The organism is Lacihabitans lacunae, from assembly GCF_042649125.1.
In the GTDB taxonomy this organism is placed as follows: Bacteria; Bacteroidota; Bacteroidia; order Cytophagales; family Spirosomataceae; genus Leadbetterella; species Leadbetterella lacunae.
Genome location: NZ_JBHRYQ010000001.1, coordinates 4,935,880 through 4,953,566, shown reverse-complemented (window position 1 = coordinate 4,953,566; position 17,687 = coordinate 4,935,880). Strand labels below are relative to the sequence as shown.

The following is a 17,687-nucleotide window of genomic DNA, read 5'->3' as shown; positions in this document are numbered from 1 at the left end:
TTCACCTTTTTTATTTGGCAAAAAACCATTAAATAAATATAGAATTAGGCATTATGCCTACTATCAGCCTTAAATCGACACATTTGCCATTTTTTACAAAACTTTGGACTAATACAAATTTTCACTTTTTCAATATTGAATTGAAGTTTTAGACCTTTTTCCGTTTTTAGAAGACGTATAACGCTATTATGCGTTCGTATATTTTTTTTTTATTAAAAAATAATTATGTTTGTATTACGTAAATTATATTTTATTAAACCTAAACTAAAAATTGCATGAGAAAGAATTTACTTCTTGCCGTGCTACTTGTTTGCTCAAGCATAATGACTTATGCACAGAGTAAAGTAAGTGGAAAGGTAACATCAGCAGACGACGGAACTGGTATCCCTGGGGTAACCGTTCAAATTAAAGGTACTTCTAAAGGTACCCAAACCGACCTAGAAGGTGCATATTCAATCGAAGCTGCATCAGGTCAAACTCTTGTTTTTAGCTTTGTGGGTATGCTTACCCAAGAAGTTGCCGTTGGCAACAAATCAATCGTAAACGTAGTACTAAGTGGAGATGCAAAGGCCCTTTCTGAGGTTGTTGTAACTGCACAAGGTGTTGTGAGAGAAAAAAAGGCACTTGGTTATGCTGTAACAACAGTATCAAGCGACCTAATTAACAACAGACCTGAGGCTGATGTTAGCCGTGTCTTACAAGGTAAGGCTCCGGGTGTAAATATCACATCTACAGGTGGTGTTTCAGGTTCAGGAACAAACATTACCATCAGAGGTTATTCTTCTGCAACTGGCTCTAACCAGCCATTATTCGTTGTAGATGGTGTTCCATTTAACTCAGGAACAAATGGCCAAGCAGGATTTACATCTGGTGGACAAACTACTTCAAGCCGTATGCTAGACATCGACCCAAACAACATTGAATCAGTTTCAGTGCTTAAAGGTCTTTCTGCAACAGTTCTTTATGGTGACCAAGGACGTAACGGTGTAATTTTAATCACTACCAAATCAGGTGGTGGTAAAAGAAGAAAGGCAGAGGTTAGCTTAAACCAATCATATTTCCAAAACACTATCGCTTCTTTACCTGATTATCAAAATAACTACGGTGGTGGTTTCCAACAATTAACACCTGTATCTTGGTTCTATTCAAACTGGGGAGCAAATTTCGCAGATCAGCCAACAGTAAGACATCCGTATGGATTATCAGGTGTAGCTAATATCAGAAACGCTTTCCCTGAATATGCGATTGACCCAACTAAACCATGGGGAAATGGAGCAACTGCTTTAGTTAATAACGTAGTTGAGATTCCTAACGTGGCTCAACCAAATATCGGAAAAACATTCTTTAGAAAAGGGCAAGTTTACAATACCTCTGTTCAAATTTCAGGATCTTCTGATAAATCAGGCTACAATGCTAGTATTGGCTATCAAAATGAGCAAGGTTTCACACCGGGTAATGATTTGAAAAAATTAAACCTAGGCTTGGGAATGAACTCTCAAATTACAAAGAAATTCTCTTTACGTTCATCATTCACCTACGCAAACACTGACTACAAAACGCCTCCTCTTAACGCAGGATATGGTTCAGGACCAGATGGCGGTATTCAATCAATATTTGCTAACGTAATGTATACTCCTAGAAACGTTGACTTAGGCAATTGGCCATACGAAAACCCAATTGACCGTAGTTCGGTTTACTATAGAGGAGGAAATGATATTACTAACCCAATTTGGTTATCTAAATATCACTCTGATCAAAGTAAAGTAGATAGATTCTTTACTTCGAGCTCCTTAAACTATGATATCAACAGTAACCTTTCATTAACTTACAGATTAGGTTATGATACATATACTGAGACTCAAGAAAGAAAGTATAACAAAGGGGCTACGGGTGGAAATGTTAACATTATCAATGGATTTTATCAAAGTGTTTCTATTAAAAACGCAATCTGGAATCATGATTTCATGTTAAACTACAATAAAAAATTATCAGACAAAATTAACATGTCTGGAATTGTAGGTGTTAACAACAGATTCGATACTTACACTCAATTTGGTCTTGCAAGTACTAATCAGTTGACTTTTGGTTTATTTAAACATACCAACTTTACTTCTACATCGTCAAGAAATCCATTTACAGGTGGTGCCCTTAACTATGAAATTAATCAAAGAAGAATTGGTACATATGCAAATATTGTGTTGGATTATAGCGATTATTTATTCTTAAATTTATCTGCAAGAAATGATTGGACTTCAACAGTTGAATCAGCAAATAGAAGAATTCTATATCCAGGTGCCAGTTTATCGTTTTTGCCTACATCAGCATTTGACATTAGCTCTACTACATTGAACGACCTAAAGTTAAGACTAAGCTATGGTACATCAGCAGGTTTCCCAGATCCGTATAATACAAGAAACACTTTGAGCCAAAATGCTAGAGGTTTCTCAGATGCAGCTGGAACATTAACTTCAACTCAGTCAATTTCAAATGCATTGGGTAATCCAAACTTAAAGCCAGAGTTACACAAAGAATTAGAATTTGGTGTAGAAAGTTCAATGTTTAATCATAGATTAAAATATGATATCTCAGTTTACGAGAAAAACACAAAGGACCTAATTACAAACGCACCTATTGATCCTTCTACAGGATATACAACTACGTATTTGAATATCGGTAGAATTAGAACTAGAGGTGTTGAGGCTGCAGTAACCGTTACTCCAGTTAAAACTGCTTCAGGTTTCACATGGGATGTTACAGCCAACTATGGCAAATATAGAACGATTGTAATGGAATTGGGTGCTGGTCTAAACCAAGTAGTAATTGCTGGTTTTACTAACCTAGGAAATTTTGCGATTCCAGGAGAGCCTTTTAACCTTATTAAAGGATCGGGAATTGCTAGAAATGCCAACGGTGAGAAAATTGTATTGCCAAATGGACAATATAAAGCAACTTCAGAGTTGGCAACATTGGGAGATCCAAACCCTGCGTTTACTTCCTCTTTGATTAACAACTTTAGCTATAAAGGCTTTAACCTTTCATTTATGTTTGAATATCGTCACAAAGGTGTGATAGTATCTAACACAGTAAAAGGTGTACTAGCTAGAGGTCTTTCTAAAGATACTGATCAATTAGACAGAGATTTAACTTTAATACTCCCTGGTGTACAAGAAGACGGAAGCAAAAACACAGTACAAGTTACTGCGGCTAACTACTTCTTTGATAACTACTTCTTCACTGACGAAGCTGTTACATTTGACGGAAGTACCGCAAGACTTAGAGAAGCTTCTTTAAGCTATGCTATACCTGCTAAATTGATTAGCAAAACACCATTCAAAAAAGCTTCGGTTACATTCACAGGTTCAAACCTATGGTTTAGAGCACTTAACATGCCTAAATATGTAAACTTCGATACAGACGTATTGAGCTTAGGAGTTGGTAATGGATTAGGTTTTGATTACTTAACTGGTCCAAGTGCTAGAAGACTAGGAGGTACCTTAAGCTTAACATTCTAATAATTTTAAAAAGAAGATTAATGATGAAAAGAAAAATATATACTTTACTACTAGCACTGAGCGTGTTTTTAGTAAGTTCATGTGAGTTGGATTACCTTGACAATCCTAACTTAGTGACCGAGAGCAGTACAGACCCTAACTACCTATTAAACAACATACAGGTACAATTTGGATCTTTGTTTAATGATGTAAGTTATACAGGAAAAAGACTTACGAGAATTATCAATCAGGGTGCTAACACCTACGAAACTGCATACTTACCTACTAGCTTTAGTGGAATGTGGTCAACTGGCTATGCTGGAATTTTAGCAGACATCAAAGTAATGAAGAAAATTGCTGAAGAGAAAAAATTCAACAGACATGCTGGAATAGCAAAAACTTTAGAGGCCTTTACCTTAATGATAATGGTGGATGCTTTTGGAGATATCCCTTATTCTGAAGCTTTAGACCCTAATAACTTCAGCCCAAAAGCTGATAAAGGAGCTGATGTATATGCTGCTGCTTTTGCTTTATTGCAATCAGCTAAAACTGACTTTAGTGGAATTGCTACCGGAACTCCAAATGATTATTACTACGCGAATAATTATACTAAATGGACGAAGCTTGTTAATACATTAATGTTAAAATATCACTTAAACAGAAGTTTAATTGATAAAGCTGGAAGTACTTCAGCCATCAATGCATTGATAACTGAAAATGCATTGATTGGAAATGGTGATGATTTCATATTCAAATATGGCGTTTCCGGAAACGACCCTGACACACGTCACCCTGACTTCGCTGCACAAGCCCAAGCTGGTGGTGGAGATTACCAATCTAACTACTACATGTGGCACTTAACAGAAGCCAAAGGATTTGACGATCCTAGAGCTAAGTACTACTTCTACCGTCAAGTAAACTCAAACCCAACATTAACATCTGAGATATCTTGCTTAGGTACATTTAAGCCTGCACATTATCCACAAGATATGGTATACTGTTTGCCAGGTACAAGAGGATACTGGGGTAGAGACCATTTGAATAATGAAGGTATTCCACCAGATGCACTTAAAAGAACTCTTTATGGTGTATACCCTGCTGGATATAGATTTGACGAAAACAAGCCAGCTGCGGCTGGATCTGCTAATACAGCAACAAATGGTGCTGGTATCGAACCAATCATGATGGCTTCGTTTGTTGATTTTATGCTAGCCGAGTCAGCATTAACTTTGGGAACCACAGGAACAGTAAAAACTTTACTAACCTCTGCTATAACTAAAAGTATCAATTTCACTAGATCTTGGTCTTTAACAACTAATCAGGCAGCAGTGATCAATGCAAACGAAACAGCCGCTGCATTTGATGGTGTTAGAAACAAGTATGTCCTTTATGTAGGAACTGAGTTTGATGCGGCAACTACAAATGCTCAAAAATTAGACTTAGTAGCAAGAGAATATTGGTTGGCTCTTTACGGTAATGGAGTTGAGGCTTATAACCTTTACAGAAGAACTGGTAAGCCTAGTAACATGCAGCCAGCTTTGATTGCAAATGCAGGAAACTTCCCAAGATCATTCATTTACCCTGCAAACTATGTTAACACTAACTCGAATGCAACTCAAAAGGCTGACTTCAAAGTAAAAGTATTCTGGGATAACAATCCAGATGGCTTTATTAAATAATTCTAAATTGAGATCATAATGAAAAAAATAAAATTAATATATACACTTTTGATAGCAACATTTGTTGTATCATCGTGTACGGATTTTGTTGAGCCGGCGATACCTTACAATGGTTTCGAAACGGGAACATATCTTAAAACAATAACTGCTCCTGCTCCTATCGATTTTTTCGATATGGACAATGCCACGTTTTCTACTTTACTTGAGGTCCACGCTGCAGATAAAGTAAATGATGTAAAAACTGTGGAAGTTTATGTAAATCATAGAAGAGGAAATGTACTAGCAAAAGAGGTTTTATTAGGATCAGTTGATGGTTCTGTATTTACTACTACTGCTGATTCAAAATGGCCAAGAGCTAAGGTTACTTTCCCTTTTAGTGCTGCACTAACTAAACTTGGTTTTTCTAAAACCAATATCAAAGGTGGTGACTTTTTAGAGTATCGTTTAGTTCTAACAACGAAAGAAGGCAAAGTTTTTACAAATACTAACTTAACTTCTGATGTTTCAAGTGGTACTTACTATGCATCTCCATTCTTTTATAGAGTAGCTGTAGTATGTCCTTCAAACCTTGCAGGTACATACGATTACACTACAACCAACATTGAAGGCTCAGTAGCTGATGGAGCTAACCCAGCAGCATGTGGTGCTAGTGTATCTGGCAAAGCGGTATTAACTGCTACTTCTGTAGTAGGAGAATATACGCTTTCTGACGGAACATTTGGTCAATATGGATGTGCATGGAACGATAACCCTGCAACTGGAACTATCAGATTTACAGATTCTTGTGGAAAAATAGGAATGAAGGGTGCAGATCAATATGGTTTAACTTACAGTTTGACTTATATCAGCCATACTTCTACTGAACTGAAATTTAAGTGGAAAAACAACTACGGTGATGCTGGTATCACCACTTTGAAAAGATCTAGCGGATCTTGGCCTGCTGCCTTGAACTAATCTATCTTTTTAAAAAAAATAAAAAAAAGCGAGACTTCAGTCTCGCTTTTTTTGTTAAAAGCCATACTATAAAATAGAATTCGTAAATTTGCACCTCAAAAATAAAAACCAAAGCATGCTCACTATAAATAACCTATCTTTTTACTTTGGAGGCAGAGCCATATTTGAAGATGCTAACTTACAAATAAAACCAAAAGATAAAATAGGTCTAATAGGTTTAAACGGAAAAGGAAAGTCTACCTTACTCAAAATTATAGTAGGAGAATATCAACCTGACGGCGGCAATATTTCAAAAGCTGGTGATTGTACCATAGGCTTTTTAAATCAAGACCTCCTATCCTACCAAACTGATGACAGTATTTTGTATGTAGCTATGCAGGGTTTCGAGCGGCAACTCGAGCTTCAGCACCAAATAGACGATATTTTGCATCAGATGGAGACCAACTACTCAGATGATTTGGTTGAGAAACTGGGTGACATGCAGCATGAATTTGATTTATTAGATGGATATTCAATAGAAGCCAAAGCAGAGGAAATATTAGAGGGCTTAGGTTTTAAAACTTGGGAATTAAAAAAACCGCTGAGAGAGTTTTCGGGAGGATGGAGAATGCGAGTAATGCTTGCAAAGCTATTACTTTCAAAGCCTGCAGTTTTACTTTTAGATGAGCCAACCAACCACCTTGACTTACCCTCAATACTTTGGGTAGAAAAATACATCGCTAACTACGAAAATGCCGTGGTAGTGGTATCTCATGATAGGCAATTTCTGGACAATGTATGTACTTCAATAGTTGAAGTTGCAAATACTAAATTGAACTACTACCCTGGAAATTATTCATTTTTTGTTGAAGAAAAAGCCATTAGGAATGAAATACAAAAGGGTGCTTTTGAAAATCAACAGGCACAAATAAAACAAACAGAAAAGTTTATAGAGCGATTTAAGGCCAAGGCTACAAAAGCGAGACAAGTACAATCTCGCGTTAAGGCCTTGGATAGACTTGATATTATAGATGATGTAATTGACGACGCTGCAAAAGTTCATTTCAAATTCAAATTGGGCATACAGCCAGGAAGGAATGTGCTGGCTCTAGAAAACATATCAAAGGCTTATGGCGATAGAGTAATTTTGAAAAATACTGATGCTACCATAGAGCGTGGAGATAAAATTGTGCTTATTGGTGCCAATGGAAAAGGAAAGTCTACTGTGCTCCGAATTATTTCAGGGGATGAAGAACATAAGGGTGAAAGAAAATTAGGACATAATGTAAATTTCTCGTTTTATGCTCAGCACCAACTGGAGTCGCTTCATTTGGAAGAGTCGATGTTAGAAGAATTAAAGTACGCCGATTCTAACAAAAGTGAAACTGAACTTAGGTCAGTTTTAGGTTGCTTCCTATTTGGTGGTGATGATGTTTTCAAAAAAATAAAAGTGCTCTCAGGAGGAGAAAAGTCAAGAGTTGCGTTAGCGAAAATATTAATATCAGAAGCTAACTTCCTTTTGCTAGATGAACCTACTAACCACCTGGACATGCAGTCGGTTAATATTTTGATACAAGCACTAAATCAATATGAGGGAACTTATGTGATTGTATCTCACGACAGACATTTTATTAGTCAAGTATCTAACAAGGTTTGGTATATAGAAGACGAAGAAATCAAACAATATCCAGGAAGCTATGATGAATTTGTCATTTGGATGGAAGACAATGGCAAAACATTAGACGCAGACAATAGCCCTAAAAAAGTAAAGACTCAAACGGTAGAACCCAAAACTCCTGTCAAAAACGAGTCTAAGATGACTGCGTTCGATATCAAGAAAATAGAAAAAGAAATAGCTTTGATAGAGGAAGAAATTGAAAACTTAGAACAAGAAAAGCTAACAATTGAAAATAAACTGGCTGATAGCGACGTTTTTACTAATCCTGAGCTTTTGTCAAAAACAAACAAAGAATATGTCAACATAAAGAATTCATTAGAAAAAAAGAATTCTGATTGGGAAGCAAAAGTGTTATTATTAGAATCCTAAATATTAGTTAGTGTTTAAAAAAGCTTTCGTATTTCTGTGGTTATTGGCAATTCCTTTCATTGGAACTGCACAGAAAAACTTGGTTGAAAATATCTCAAATGAAGATATTAAGACTGTTTTGTTATACCCATACGGACCTAATCAAGATTTTGCAAAGCGATACCTAAATCCACCAGTTTTAAATTTGGCTAGTAATCAATCTCTTTTTTTAGAATTTGACGACTTAAGAGCAAATTATACCCAATACCGTGTAAAAATAATTCATTGTGAAATAGATGGCACACAGTCAAATATTTCGGAAATGGATTACCTGAAAGAGTTTAATGAGTTTATAATAAATAATTATCAAGTTTCTCGAAATACCAAAGTACAGTATTACCATTATATTTTTAAGCTCCCCAACCTTTTTCGATCTGGTTTATACAAAATAGCGGTGTTTGAAGAATATACTTCAGGAACGCCAGTAATTGAAAAATACTTTGAGGTATTAGACGCCAAAGTAAAGGTAAATGCCAGCATAAACCCTGCCCAAGATCCACAAAAGTGGCAAACCGACCACCAAATAAATTTAAAATTAGACTTTGGGCCATACACAATTTACAATCCACAAGAAGAGCTTTTGGTTTATGTAAAACAAAACTTCAGAAACGACCGGATATTTGAACTTAATAATAAAAGGCTATTTGCAGCAGGAAATAACGTTTTGAGCTATCGCTTTTTTGAAAATGAAAACCTGATTCCTGCTGGAAATGAATTTAGATATTGTGACGTTTCCAGTAATTTCTCAAAGGGTGATAATGTTTCAGAAATAAAACGAGGAGAGACGGACAAATTAAGACTTATACCTCAAAGACCTCGAAATAAAAAAGCTTACCTCAATGCCTATGATAATGACGGTGGTTTCATAATAAACAATTACGACAATCAAGAATATGAATTAGGATCTGACTATATGGAGGTGAGTTTTGTGGCCGACAAGCCAAGATTAGACGAAAACGAAAAAATATCGGTAGTTGGAAAATTTAATAATTGGGACAAAAACGACGGTCAAATGAGCATAAACCCCAATACGGGATTTTACGAAAAAACATACTTAATAAAACAGGGTATTTACGACTTTGAATTTGAGCTCCAAAACAGTACCTCTGCAACTAATCCAAATCAATTTGAAGGTGACTTTTCAGAGACAAATAATAGCTATGAGATTTTCATTTATCATAAATCTCCACGTGCTAGATCAACCGAATTAATCGGTTACCAGAGGCTAAATTCTTTTTCAAACAAATAAAAAAAGGTAGATGACATAATCACCTACCCTATTATCTTCACTTAACAAATCGGTATTATTTATTCGGCTGAGGTGTATATCTCAAATATGGTTTAACTTCTTTTACTCCTTTCGGAAACTTCAAAATAGCGTCAGCTGTAGAGATAGATGGTACTACGATAGCATCATCGCCGTCTTTCCAATCTGCCGGTGTCGCTACAGAGTATTCAGCTGTCAGTTGCAATGAATCTATAACTCTTAACAATTCTTGAAAATTTCTTCCTGTAGAAGCCGGATATGTTAACGTAAGTTTCACTTTTTTGTCTGGTCCAATAATAAATACCGACCTTACAGTTGCTTTCTCTGAAGCATTTGGGTGAATCATATCATATAAACCTGCTACTACCTTCTCCGAATCCGCAATAATAGGGAAGTTCATTTTAACACCATTCACTTCTTCTATATCCGGAACCCACTTATTATGAGATGCTAAATCGTCAACTGAAACTGCAATTACTTTAACTCCTTTTTTCTCAAACTCACCTTTCAGCAAAGCGGTTTTACCTAATTCTGTGGTACAAACTGGTGTAAAATCAGCTGGATGAGAGAATAGCATTCCCCAGCTATCACCTAACCATTCGTGAAAACTTATAGGCCCTTGCGTAGTTTCTGCTTTAAAATCTGGTGCGATATCGCCTAATCTAATTGACATAACTATGATATATTTAAGTTAAAAAATATGTGTTTAAATAGTAACAACATTTGACAGGAAATCATTTTAAAAACCTCAGATAAGTTTTTTCATTCTTACAAAAAGCTCCTACAAATATCAAAATTATAACTTTTTACATTCCTCAATAAAATTGCCTCTTGGACTGGGGCTTTTTATATCGTATTTTTGATTAAACAAAATGACGCAAATGCTCGAAACCAAATCATTGGAATTTGCTTATGATTCCGGCATGAAATTTAAATTTCCGGATATTTTCTGCGATAAAAATTCTCCACTTTTAATTTTGGGAAATTCTGGTTCAGGAAAAACTACTTTTCTGAATATTTTAGCCTTATTAAAAACACCATATCAAGGTGAAGTACTATTTTCTGGCAAAAATGCTTTGTTATTAAATGAAAATGAGATACCCACATTTAGGGCAAAAAACATTGGCATGATATTCCAAAAGCCATATTTTGTTAACTCACTTAATGTGTTGGACAATTTAACCATAGCAAACTATCTAGCCAAAGCAAAAATAGACAAGCCAAAGGCCATTAAACTAGCCGACTCACTTGGAATTGGAGAATTATTGAACAAAAAAGTAACTGAACTTAGTGGCGGTGAGCAGCAGCGAGTTTGTATAGCTCGGGCACTAATGAACACTCCTTCTGTGATATTAGCGGATGAACCAACTTCGGCACTTGATGATACCAATTGCGAAAAAGTAATTTCTTTATTAGAAGAGCAAGCGAAAGAAGCAAATGCCGCACTAATCATAGTAACTCACGATCAGCGACTAAAAAATAGAATACCTAATCAAATATTGTTATAAAACTATGCTACTAAAAATAGTTTGGAAAAATATTTTCGCCAAAAAACTTAATAGTTTTTTAAGTATACTGCTGATGACGTTTGGAATTGCTGTCATCTCTTTATTGATAAATACAACTAAACAAATTCAAGAAAAATTTTCGAAAAATGTTTCAGGCATCGATATGGTGATTGGGGCAAAAGGTAGCCCACTACAAGTCATATTAGCCGGGATTTACCAAATAGACTCCCCTACTGGCAATATCCCATTAGACGAAACCATGGCAATTGGTAGAAACCCGTTAATTAAGGAAATTTTACCACTTTCAATGGGGGATAATTTTAAAGGCCTAAGAATTACAGGCTGTTCCCCAAAATATTTAAATCACTTTAATGCCGAGTTTGACAACGGTCATATATTTAAAGATCAATTAGATGTAGTTTTGGGTGCTTCATCAGCACAAAAGTTAAATTTAAAACTAAATGACACATTTGTAAGTGCACACGGACTAGACGAAGAAGGTGAAAAACATAACGAAAACAAATATAAAGTAGTAGGAATACTTAAATACAACAATTCGGTTTTAGATAATTTAATATTAACAGACCTGTCGAGTATTTGGCTAATGCATGAAGAAGGTCATGTAGATGGAGAAGTAGAAGAACACCCAAAAGAAATAACCACCGCATTAGTGAAATTTAGGTCGCCATTGGGTTTGCTAACAATACCTAGAAACATAAATCAAAATACCAAAATGCAAGCAGCCTTACCTTCTATAGAAATAAACAGGTTGTTTGAACTGATGGGAATAGGCATGGATGTACTTAAATGGCTCGCTTATGCCATAATTATCATAAGTGGCGTTAGTGTATTTGTAACACTTTACAATGCGTTAAAAGAAAGAAAATACGAAATGGCTTTAATGATGACTATGGGTGGCAAAAGGAGTTTACTATTTCTCATGTTATTGTTAGAAGGAATCTTTTTGAGCCTTTCTGGATTTATATTTGGAATGTTATTTTCAAGAATTGGGCTATTTTTGATATCAAAAAGTGTATCGGATACTTACCATTATAGCATTGACACCATGCAAATACAAACAGAAGAAATATTTCTATTGATTGCTGCGTTATTAGTTGGTATTTTTGCAGCGTTAATTCCATCAATTGGAATATACAAAATCGACATCTCAAAAACCTTAGCATCTGAATAATATGAAAAACACTTTGTGGCTTGTTCTAACATTTTTCACACTAAACATTTCTGCTTTTGGCCAAACAAAAAGCACTAAAATTACATGGGAAACACTTAGAGACGTAACTTTTAAGAAAAAATGGAATGCTTCTGAAGGCATGTTTGTACTTGAGCCACAGTTTGGTGCAAAAGTAAACGCACTAAAAGGAAAAGAAGTCTCACTTACAGGCTACATGATTCCTGTAGATGTTGATGCCAATTATTATGTTTTATCAGCAAATCCATTCAGTTCTTGCTTCTTTTGTGGACAAGCAGGCCCAGAGTCTGTAGTATCAGTGAAATTCAAGAAGATCTCAAAGAGATTTAATACCGACGACCGTGTGACTATTAAAGGTTTTTTTAATCTTAACACTAACGATATCAACGAGCTTAACTACATTTTAGAAAAAGCTGAAGAGGATATTTAAACCAAACTTTAACCAGACCCAATATGAAAATTTTCAAAATTACAGTTATTCTTTTTCTTATCACTACAACGGCCAGTATAGCACAATATGACAACAATTGGGCTGTGGGTTTAAAAGTAGGTGAACCATTAGGCATTAACATCCGAAAGTATTTTGCTTACGGAGAAAAGGCATTTGACCTAAATGTAGGTAGCTATGGATTCCTTTTCGGGTCTAACAGAACATACAGAGGAGACCAGCTATACAACCAAGCAGGGATAACCGTACAGGGTTTATTTCAATACCATAGAAGCTTAGGCAGAAATGAAAGAATTCATTATTATTATGGTTACGGAGCACACTTAAATAACAGAAAGAAATTTTTAAAAGCCAGCACAGGTTTAAGAGATAACAAAGAGAACTTATTTTCTTTTGGCCCTGCGGTTAATGCCGGTATAGAATACAAAATACCTCAGAATGATTTAGGCGTATTTTTAGACGCAGGTGGTTATTTAGAGTTAGCTCCTAGTCTGTTTTTTGTAGCTCCAATGGCTAACATAGGCCTTAGATTACACCTGATTAAGTAGGAGTTTGGTCGTTTAAGCGTTTTAATTCACATAAAAAAAATTAAATAGAGTCAAAAGTTTAAAAAACTTTTGGCTCTTTCCAACCATTTCCACAAAAAAGAGTCATTGCATTATTGCAGACTTTTAACAAAATAACAATGAATCCAAAAATACACCTCGTGGGCAAGAAGAATGTCCTACCGCAAAACGTTATCTATTTAAAAGCCGAAGCAAACTACTCTGAGGTTTTCTTTACAAATGGAGAATCCATAATAATTTCAAAGACATTGAAGCAAATGGAGACACGGTTTTCTCAGTTTGCTTTCTTTAGGGCTCACAAAAGCTACCTGATAAACCTTAGCCATGTAAAAGACTACAAAACTAAGTGTGAGAGCAAAATCAAGCTTTCTAATGATGTTGAAATAGAGTTGAGTAGAAGAAAAAGAAATGATTTTTTGAGCGTAATTAAAGAAGATAAAAGTCCAAAACTTATAAAGACTGCTTAATACGCAAAGGACTTTAAGGCACAAAAAAAAAGCTCCTTTCGGAGCTTTTTTACTTATCTTTTATTTTTCTCTACAAAAGGACGATGCGTCTCTCCTGTATATATTTGTCTTGGTCTTCCAATCGCTTGGTTTTGATCTCTCAGTTCAAGCCATTGTGCTATCCAACCTGGTAATCTACCGATAGCAAACATTACCGTAAACATATTGGTTGGGATACCCAATGCTCTGTAGATAATTCCTGAGTAGAAATCTACGTTTGGATATAGTTTTCTAGAAACGAAATACTCGTCTTTAAGTGCTGCCTCTTCTAATCCTTTTGCTATAGCTAAAACAGGGTCACTCACACCTAATTTCTCAAGAACATCATCTGCGGCTTTTTTGATGATCTTAGCTCTAGGATCAAAGTTTTTGTAAACTCTGTGACCAAAACCAAATAATCTGAAACCAGAGTTTTTGTCTTTTGCCATGTCAATGTACTTCTGTACATTGCCGCCATCGTTTCTGATAGCTTCAAGCATTTCGATAACCTCTTGGTTAGCACCTCCGTGAAGAGGACCCCAAAGAGCTGAAATACCAGCTGAAACAGATGAGAATATATTAGCCTTAGACGAACCTACTAGTCTTACAGTAGAAGTAGAGCAGTTTTGCTCGTGGTCAGCATGAAGAATCAATAACTTATTAAGAGCTCTGGAAACTACAGGATCAACTTTATAATCTTCTACAGGTAATGCAAACATCATCTGCAAGAAGTTTGAACAATAGTCAAGGTCGTTTTTAGGATAGTTAATCGGATGCCCTTGAGACTTCTTATAACACCATGTAGCCAAAGTTGGGAACTTAGCTAATAAACGAATTATATGTAATTGAAGGTTTTCAGGTGATTTCTCGTCAAATGAATCTGGATAAAAACCAGACATGGCACTTACCAAAGCTGACATAATACCCATTGGATGAGCATTTACAGGGAAACCATCGAAGATCTTACGCATATCTTCGTTAACCATGGTATGTTTTGTAATTTTACCTACAAACTCAGTATACTGAGCCTCAGTTGGCAAATCACCATGAATTAACAAATAGGCAACTTCAAGAAAGTCTGCTTTATCAGCCAATTCCTCTATTGAATACCCTCTATACCTAAGGATTCCTTCTTCTCCATCCAAAAATGTAATCGCACTTTTAGTAGATCCAGTATTTTTGAAACCTTCATCAATTGTGACATATCCTGTCTTTCCTCTTAAACTTGAAATATCAATTGCTTTTTCGTTCTCAGAACCCACTATAACAGGGAATTCATACTCCTTACCATCAATTAATAATTTCACTGACTCAGCCATAAAATTATATTTTATTTAGATTATACCTATTAAACAAACTTTGAATACAGCCCTAAATTACTAAAAATAGTACAAGAGACAAACATTTTCTGAATTAAAATTAAAAAGGAATTTGAATTCAAAACAAAATGGAATAAAAACACCAATTATCAATAAAAAAATAGGATAAAGTATGATTTTAACAGAATTTTAATGATTTTGGGATTACCCACAAACAAAGAAACAATGCTAATCAAATAACTTATTTGAGTTTAGCATTGTTTCGATTTTCTTGGTAAAGTTCAATTAACAATTACCCTTTACCGATTTATAATTTCAATATCTAATATAGAATTCGAAGTTTGGTAAAATTATTTGGCATAAGCCACGCTTCTCATTTCTCTAATTACACAAACTTTTATTTGTCCTGGATACTGCATTTCTTTTTCTATTTTCTGAGATATATTAAATGAAAGCATGTTTGCTTCGTCATCGCTACAGTTTTCAGCATCTACAATTACGCGTAGTTCTCTACCTGCTTGTATGGCGTAACATTTTTCTACACCTTTAAAGTTAAGAGCCAAATCTTCTAGGTCTCTCAATCTCCTAGCATAAGATTCCATCATCTCGCGTCTTGCACCAGGTCTTGAGCCCGAAATAGCATCACACACTTGGATAATCGGCGATATCATCGAGGTCATTTCAATCTCATCGTGGTGAGCTCCTATGGCATTACAAACTTCTGGATTCTCTTTGTATTTTTTGGCCATTTCCATACCAAGCAATGCGTGCGGCAAGTCTGACTCCTCTTGGTTTACTTTACCTATATCGTGTAGCAAACCTGCTCTTTTGGCTAACTTAACGTTAAGACCCATTTCTGCGGCCATAGTAGCACACAGTTTGGCAACTTCTCTTGAGTGTTGTAAAAGATTTTGACCATAAGATGACCTGAACCTCATTCTACCTACCATTTTGATAAGTTCAGGGTGAAGTCCGTGGATACCTAAATCGATAACCGTACGCTCTCCTATTTCAATCACTTCGTGATCGATATCTTTTCTTGTTTTATTAACAATCTCTTCGATACGAGCCGGGTGAATACGTCCATCTTGAACCAAACGGTGCATCGAAAGTCTTGCAACTTCTCTTCTAACTGGATCAAAACTTGAGATTACAATTGCCTCAGGAGTATCATCTACTATGATTTCTACACCCGTAGCGGCTTCTAAAGCTCTAATGTTTCTACCTTCTCTACCGATAATTTTACCTTTAATTTCGTCAGATTCAATATTAAAAACTGACACACAGTTTTCAATGGCTTGCTCAGCTGCAGTTCTTTGAATAGTTTCTATTACAATTTTCTTCGCTTCTTTCGTAGCTGAAAGTTTAGCTTCCTCCATTGCATTTTTGATATAACTCGAAGCATTGGTTTCAGCTTCTTGTTTCAATGCATCTATGAGTTGCTGTTTGGCTTGGTCTGCTGTTAAGTTTGCAATTTTCTCGAGTTGAGAAACTTGTTGAGCGTGCATTTTATCTACTTCATCCTTCTTACGTGTAATAATCTCCAGTTGCTCATTGAACTTGTTATTTTTAGCATTCAATTCGGATTCAAGACGTTTGTTTTGCTCTACTTGCTGGGTGGCTTGTTGTTGTAGTTGCTTTACTTTTTGCTCATTTTGAGCAATGATGTTTCTGCGATTATTCGAGTCCTCATCAAATTCTGATTTCAGCTTTAAGAAATGTTCTTTTGCTTCAAACATTTTATCTTTCTTGATACTTTCGGCGTTATTTTTCGCGTTTCTAAGTATCTCATCTGCTTTTTTCTGAGCTTCCTCTTCTTGGTTAACACGGCTTTTCTTCAGTAGACTCTGCCCCAGTAGGTAGCCGCCCACAAGACCCACCACAAGGCCTATAAATAAAAATAAATATCCAGACATTTTTTTGGTTAAATTAATTATGTTTAAACAGATCAAAAAAGATCCATCTTGACATTAAAAAGAAGGGAAAAAGCAGTGATGTATGGATCAATCGTTAAATTTACCTTGAATTATATCTAAGCGTCCTTGTACCTCCGACCTGAGTTTTTGGTACCTTTCATTTACTTTAAGACCATCCACTAAAGCCTCTACTGCTAATACTGACACCAACATTTGGGTGTCTGCATGTGCAGAATAGTCACTTTGTAATGTGGCTAGGCGGTCACTTAACATATCATTCGCTTCTCTAAAATAAGGCTCATCTGCATTATCAACCACAAAAGGGATAAGCTTACCATTTAGCTTTATAACCACTTTTGCTTTATCTGGTTCCATTTTAGAGATATTCGTTTATTTTTCCAACTGATGAATACAACTATCTAATTCTTCGATAAGTAAAGCAACTAAATTTTTCAATTCTGAAACTTCTACTTCATTTTCTTTAATATCGGATACAATCTTAATGATTTTATTTTTAATTTTAAAGTTTTGAGGTATTAATATATTTTCTTTGACTACATTATCCTGCAATTCTTTAATATCATTTTTCAGAAGTTGATTGGTCTTTTTTAGGTTTTGAATTTCTTTGTATTGATTTTCCTTCTCAAATTCTAAACCTATAACTTGATTTTTCAAACTCCTATTCTGAGATTTTAGATGCTCCAATAATCCTGCAACCTCTTCAAATTTAGAGAGTATAAATGCATTGTCTTTTTGGAAATCACCGTGATTACTCATTT

15 protein-coding genes are annotated in these 17,687 nt (G+C 35.4%); 10 read left to right on the top strand and 5 right to left on the bottom strand.

Annotation, left to right across the window (positions count from 1 at the left end; genetic code table 11):
- The first annotated feature begins 275 nt into the window (after nt 1-275).
- The 5 genes from ACFOOI_RS20980 to ACFOOI_RS20960 all read left to right on the top strand — a co-directional run bounded on the left by ACFOOI_RS20980 (nt 276) and on the right by ACFOOI_RS20960 (nt 9,438).
- Nucleotides 276-3,512: a SusC/RagA family TonB-linked outer membrane protein gene (locus ACFOOI_RS20980; protein WP_379840058.1), complete on the top strand. Its 3,237-nt coding sequence runs from the start codon at nt 276-278 to the stop codon at nt 3,510-3,512.
- Between the two features lie 20 nt (nt 3,513-3,532).
- Nucleotides 3,533-5,170 carry a SusD/RagB family nutrient-binding outer membrane lipoprotein gene (locus tag ACFOOI_RS20975; protein WP_379840057.1) on the top strand — a complete coding sequence of 546 codons (1,638 nt, stop codon included), beginning with the start codon at nt 3,533-3,535 and terminating at the stop codon, nt 5,168-5,170.
- Nucleotides 5,171-5,188: 18 nt separating this feature from the next.
- Nucleotides 5,189-6,124 carry a hypothetical protein gene (locus ACFOOI_RS20970; protein ID WP_379840056.1) on the top strand — a complete coding sequence of 312 codons (936 nt, stop codon included), beginning with the start codon at nt 5,189-5,191 and terminating at the stop codon, nt 6,122-6,124.
- Nucleotides 6,125-6,239: 115 nt separating this feature from the next.
- Nucleotides 6,240-8,150: an ABC-F family ATP-binding cassette domain-containing protein gene (locus ACFOOI_RS20965; RefSeq protein WP_379840055.1), complete on the top strand. Its 1,911-nt coding sequence runs from the start codon at nt 6,240-6,242 to the stop codon at nt 8,148-8,150.
- Between the two features lie 10 nt (nt 8,151-8,160).
- On the top strand, nt 8,161-9,438 hold the full coding sequence (locus ACFOOI_RS20960; RefSeq protein WP_379840054.1) for a type IX secretion system plug protein: 1,278 nt from the start codon (nt 8,161-8,163) through the stop codon (nt 9,436-9,438).
- A 55-nt stretch (nt 9,439-9,493) separates the two neighbouring features.
- Here ACFOOI_RS20960 and ACFOOI_RS20955 read toward each other — a convergent pair whose 3' ends face one another.
- Nucleotides 9,494-10,129: a peroxiredoxin gene (locus ACFOOI_RS20955; RefSeq protein ID WP_379840053.1), complete on the bottom strand. Its 636-nt coding sequence runs from the start codon at nt 10,127-10,129 to the stop codon at nt 9,494-9,496.
- A 199-nt stretch (nt 10,130-10,328) separates the two neighbouring features.
- Between ACFOOI_RS20955 and ACFOOI_RS20950 the strand changes: the two genes are divergently transcribed.
- From ACFOOI_RS20950 to ACFOOI_RS20930, 5 genes are all read left to right on the top strand, one after another.
- On the top strand, nt 10,329-10,964 hold the full coding sequence (locus ACFOOI_RS20950; protein ID WP_379840052.1) for an ABC transporter ATP-binding protein: 636 nt from the start codon (nt 10,329-10,331) through the stop codon (nt 10,962-10,964).
- Nucleotides 10,965-10,968: 4 nt separating this feature from the next.
- Complete coding sequence (locus ACFOOI_RS20945) at nt 10,969-12,156, top strand: ABC transporter permease (protein ID WP_379840051.1); 1,188 nt, start codon at nt 10,969-10,971, stop codon at nt 12,154-12,156.
- A gap of 1 nt (nt 12,157) precedes the next feature.
- Nucleotides 12,158-12,604 carry a DUF3299 domain-containing protein gene (locus ACFOOI_RS20940; protein ID WP_379840050.1) on the top strand — a complete coding sequence of 149 codons (447 nt, stop codon included), beginning with the start codon at nt 12,158-12,160 and terminating at the stop codon, nt 12,602-12,604.
- A 23-nt stretch (nt 12,605-12,627) separates the two neighbouring features.
- Nucleotides 12,628-13,170, top strand: coding sequence for a hypothetical protein (locus tag ACFOOI_RS20935; protein ID WP_379840049.1), 543 nt, complete (start codon nt 12,628-12,630; stop codon nt 13,168-13,170).
- A 137-nt stretch (nt 13,171-13,307) separates the two neighbouring features.
- Nucleotides 13,308-13,655: a LytR/AlgR family response regulator transcription factor gene (locus tag ACFOOI_RS20930; protein ID WP_379840048.1), complete on the top strand. Its 348-nt coding sequence runs from the start codon at nt 13,308-13,310 to the stop codon at nt 13,653-13,655.
- A gap of 53 nt (nt 13,656-13,708) precedes the next feature.
- On the opposite strand, the gene ACFOOI_RS20925 is transcribed toward ACFOOI_RS20930, so the two are convergent.
- The 4 genes from ACFOOI_RS20925 to ACFOOI_RS20910 form a co-directional block, all read right to left on the bottom strand.
- Nucleotides 13,709-14,992, bottom strand: coding sequence for a citrate synthase (locus ACFOOI_RS20925; protein WP_379840047.1), 1,284 nt, complete (start codon nt 14,990-14,992; stop codon nt 13,709-13,711).
- A gap of 350 nt (nt 14,993-15,342) precedes the next feature.
- Nucleotides 15,343-16,908: a ribonuclease Y gene (gene rny, locus ACFOOI_RS20920; protein ID WP_379840046.1), complete on the bottom strand. Its 1,566-nt coding sequence runs from the start codon at nt 16,906-16,908 to the stop codon at nt 15,343-15,345.
- A gap of 87 nt (nt 16,909-16,995) precedes the next feature.
- Nucleotides 16,996-17,283: a cell division protein ZapA gene (locus ACFOOI_RS20915; protein ID WP_379840045.1), complete on the bottom strand. Its 288-nt coding sequence runs from the start codon at nt 17,281-17,283 to the stop codon at nt 16,996-16,998.
- Between the two features lie 15 nt (nt 17,284-17,298).
- On the bottom strand, nt 17,299-17,685 hold the full coding sequence (locus ACFOOI_RS20910) for a hypothetical protein (RefSeq protein WP_379840044.1): 387 nt from the start codon (nt 17,683-17,685) through the stop codon (nt 17,299-17,301).
- Nucleotides 17,686-17,687 lie beyond the last annotated feature (2 nt).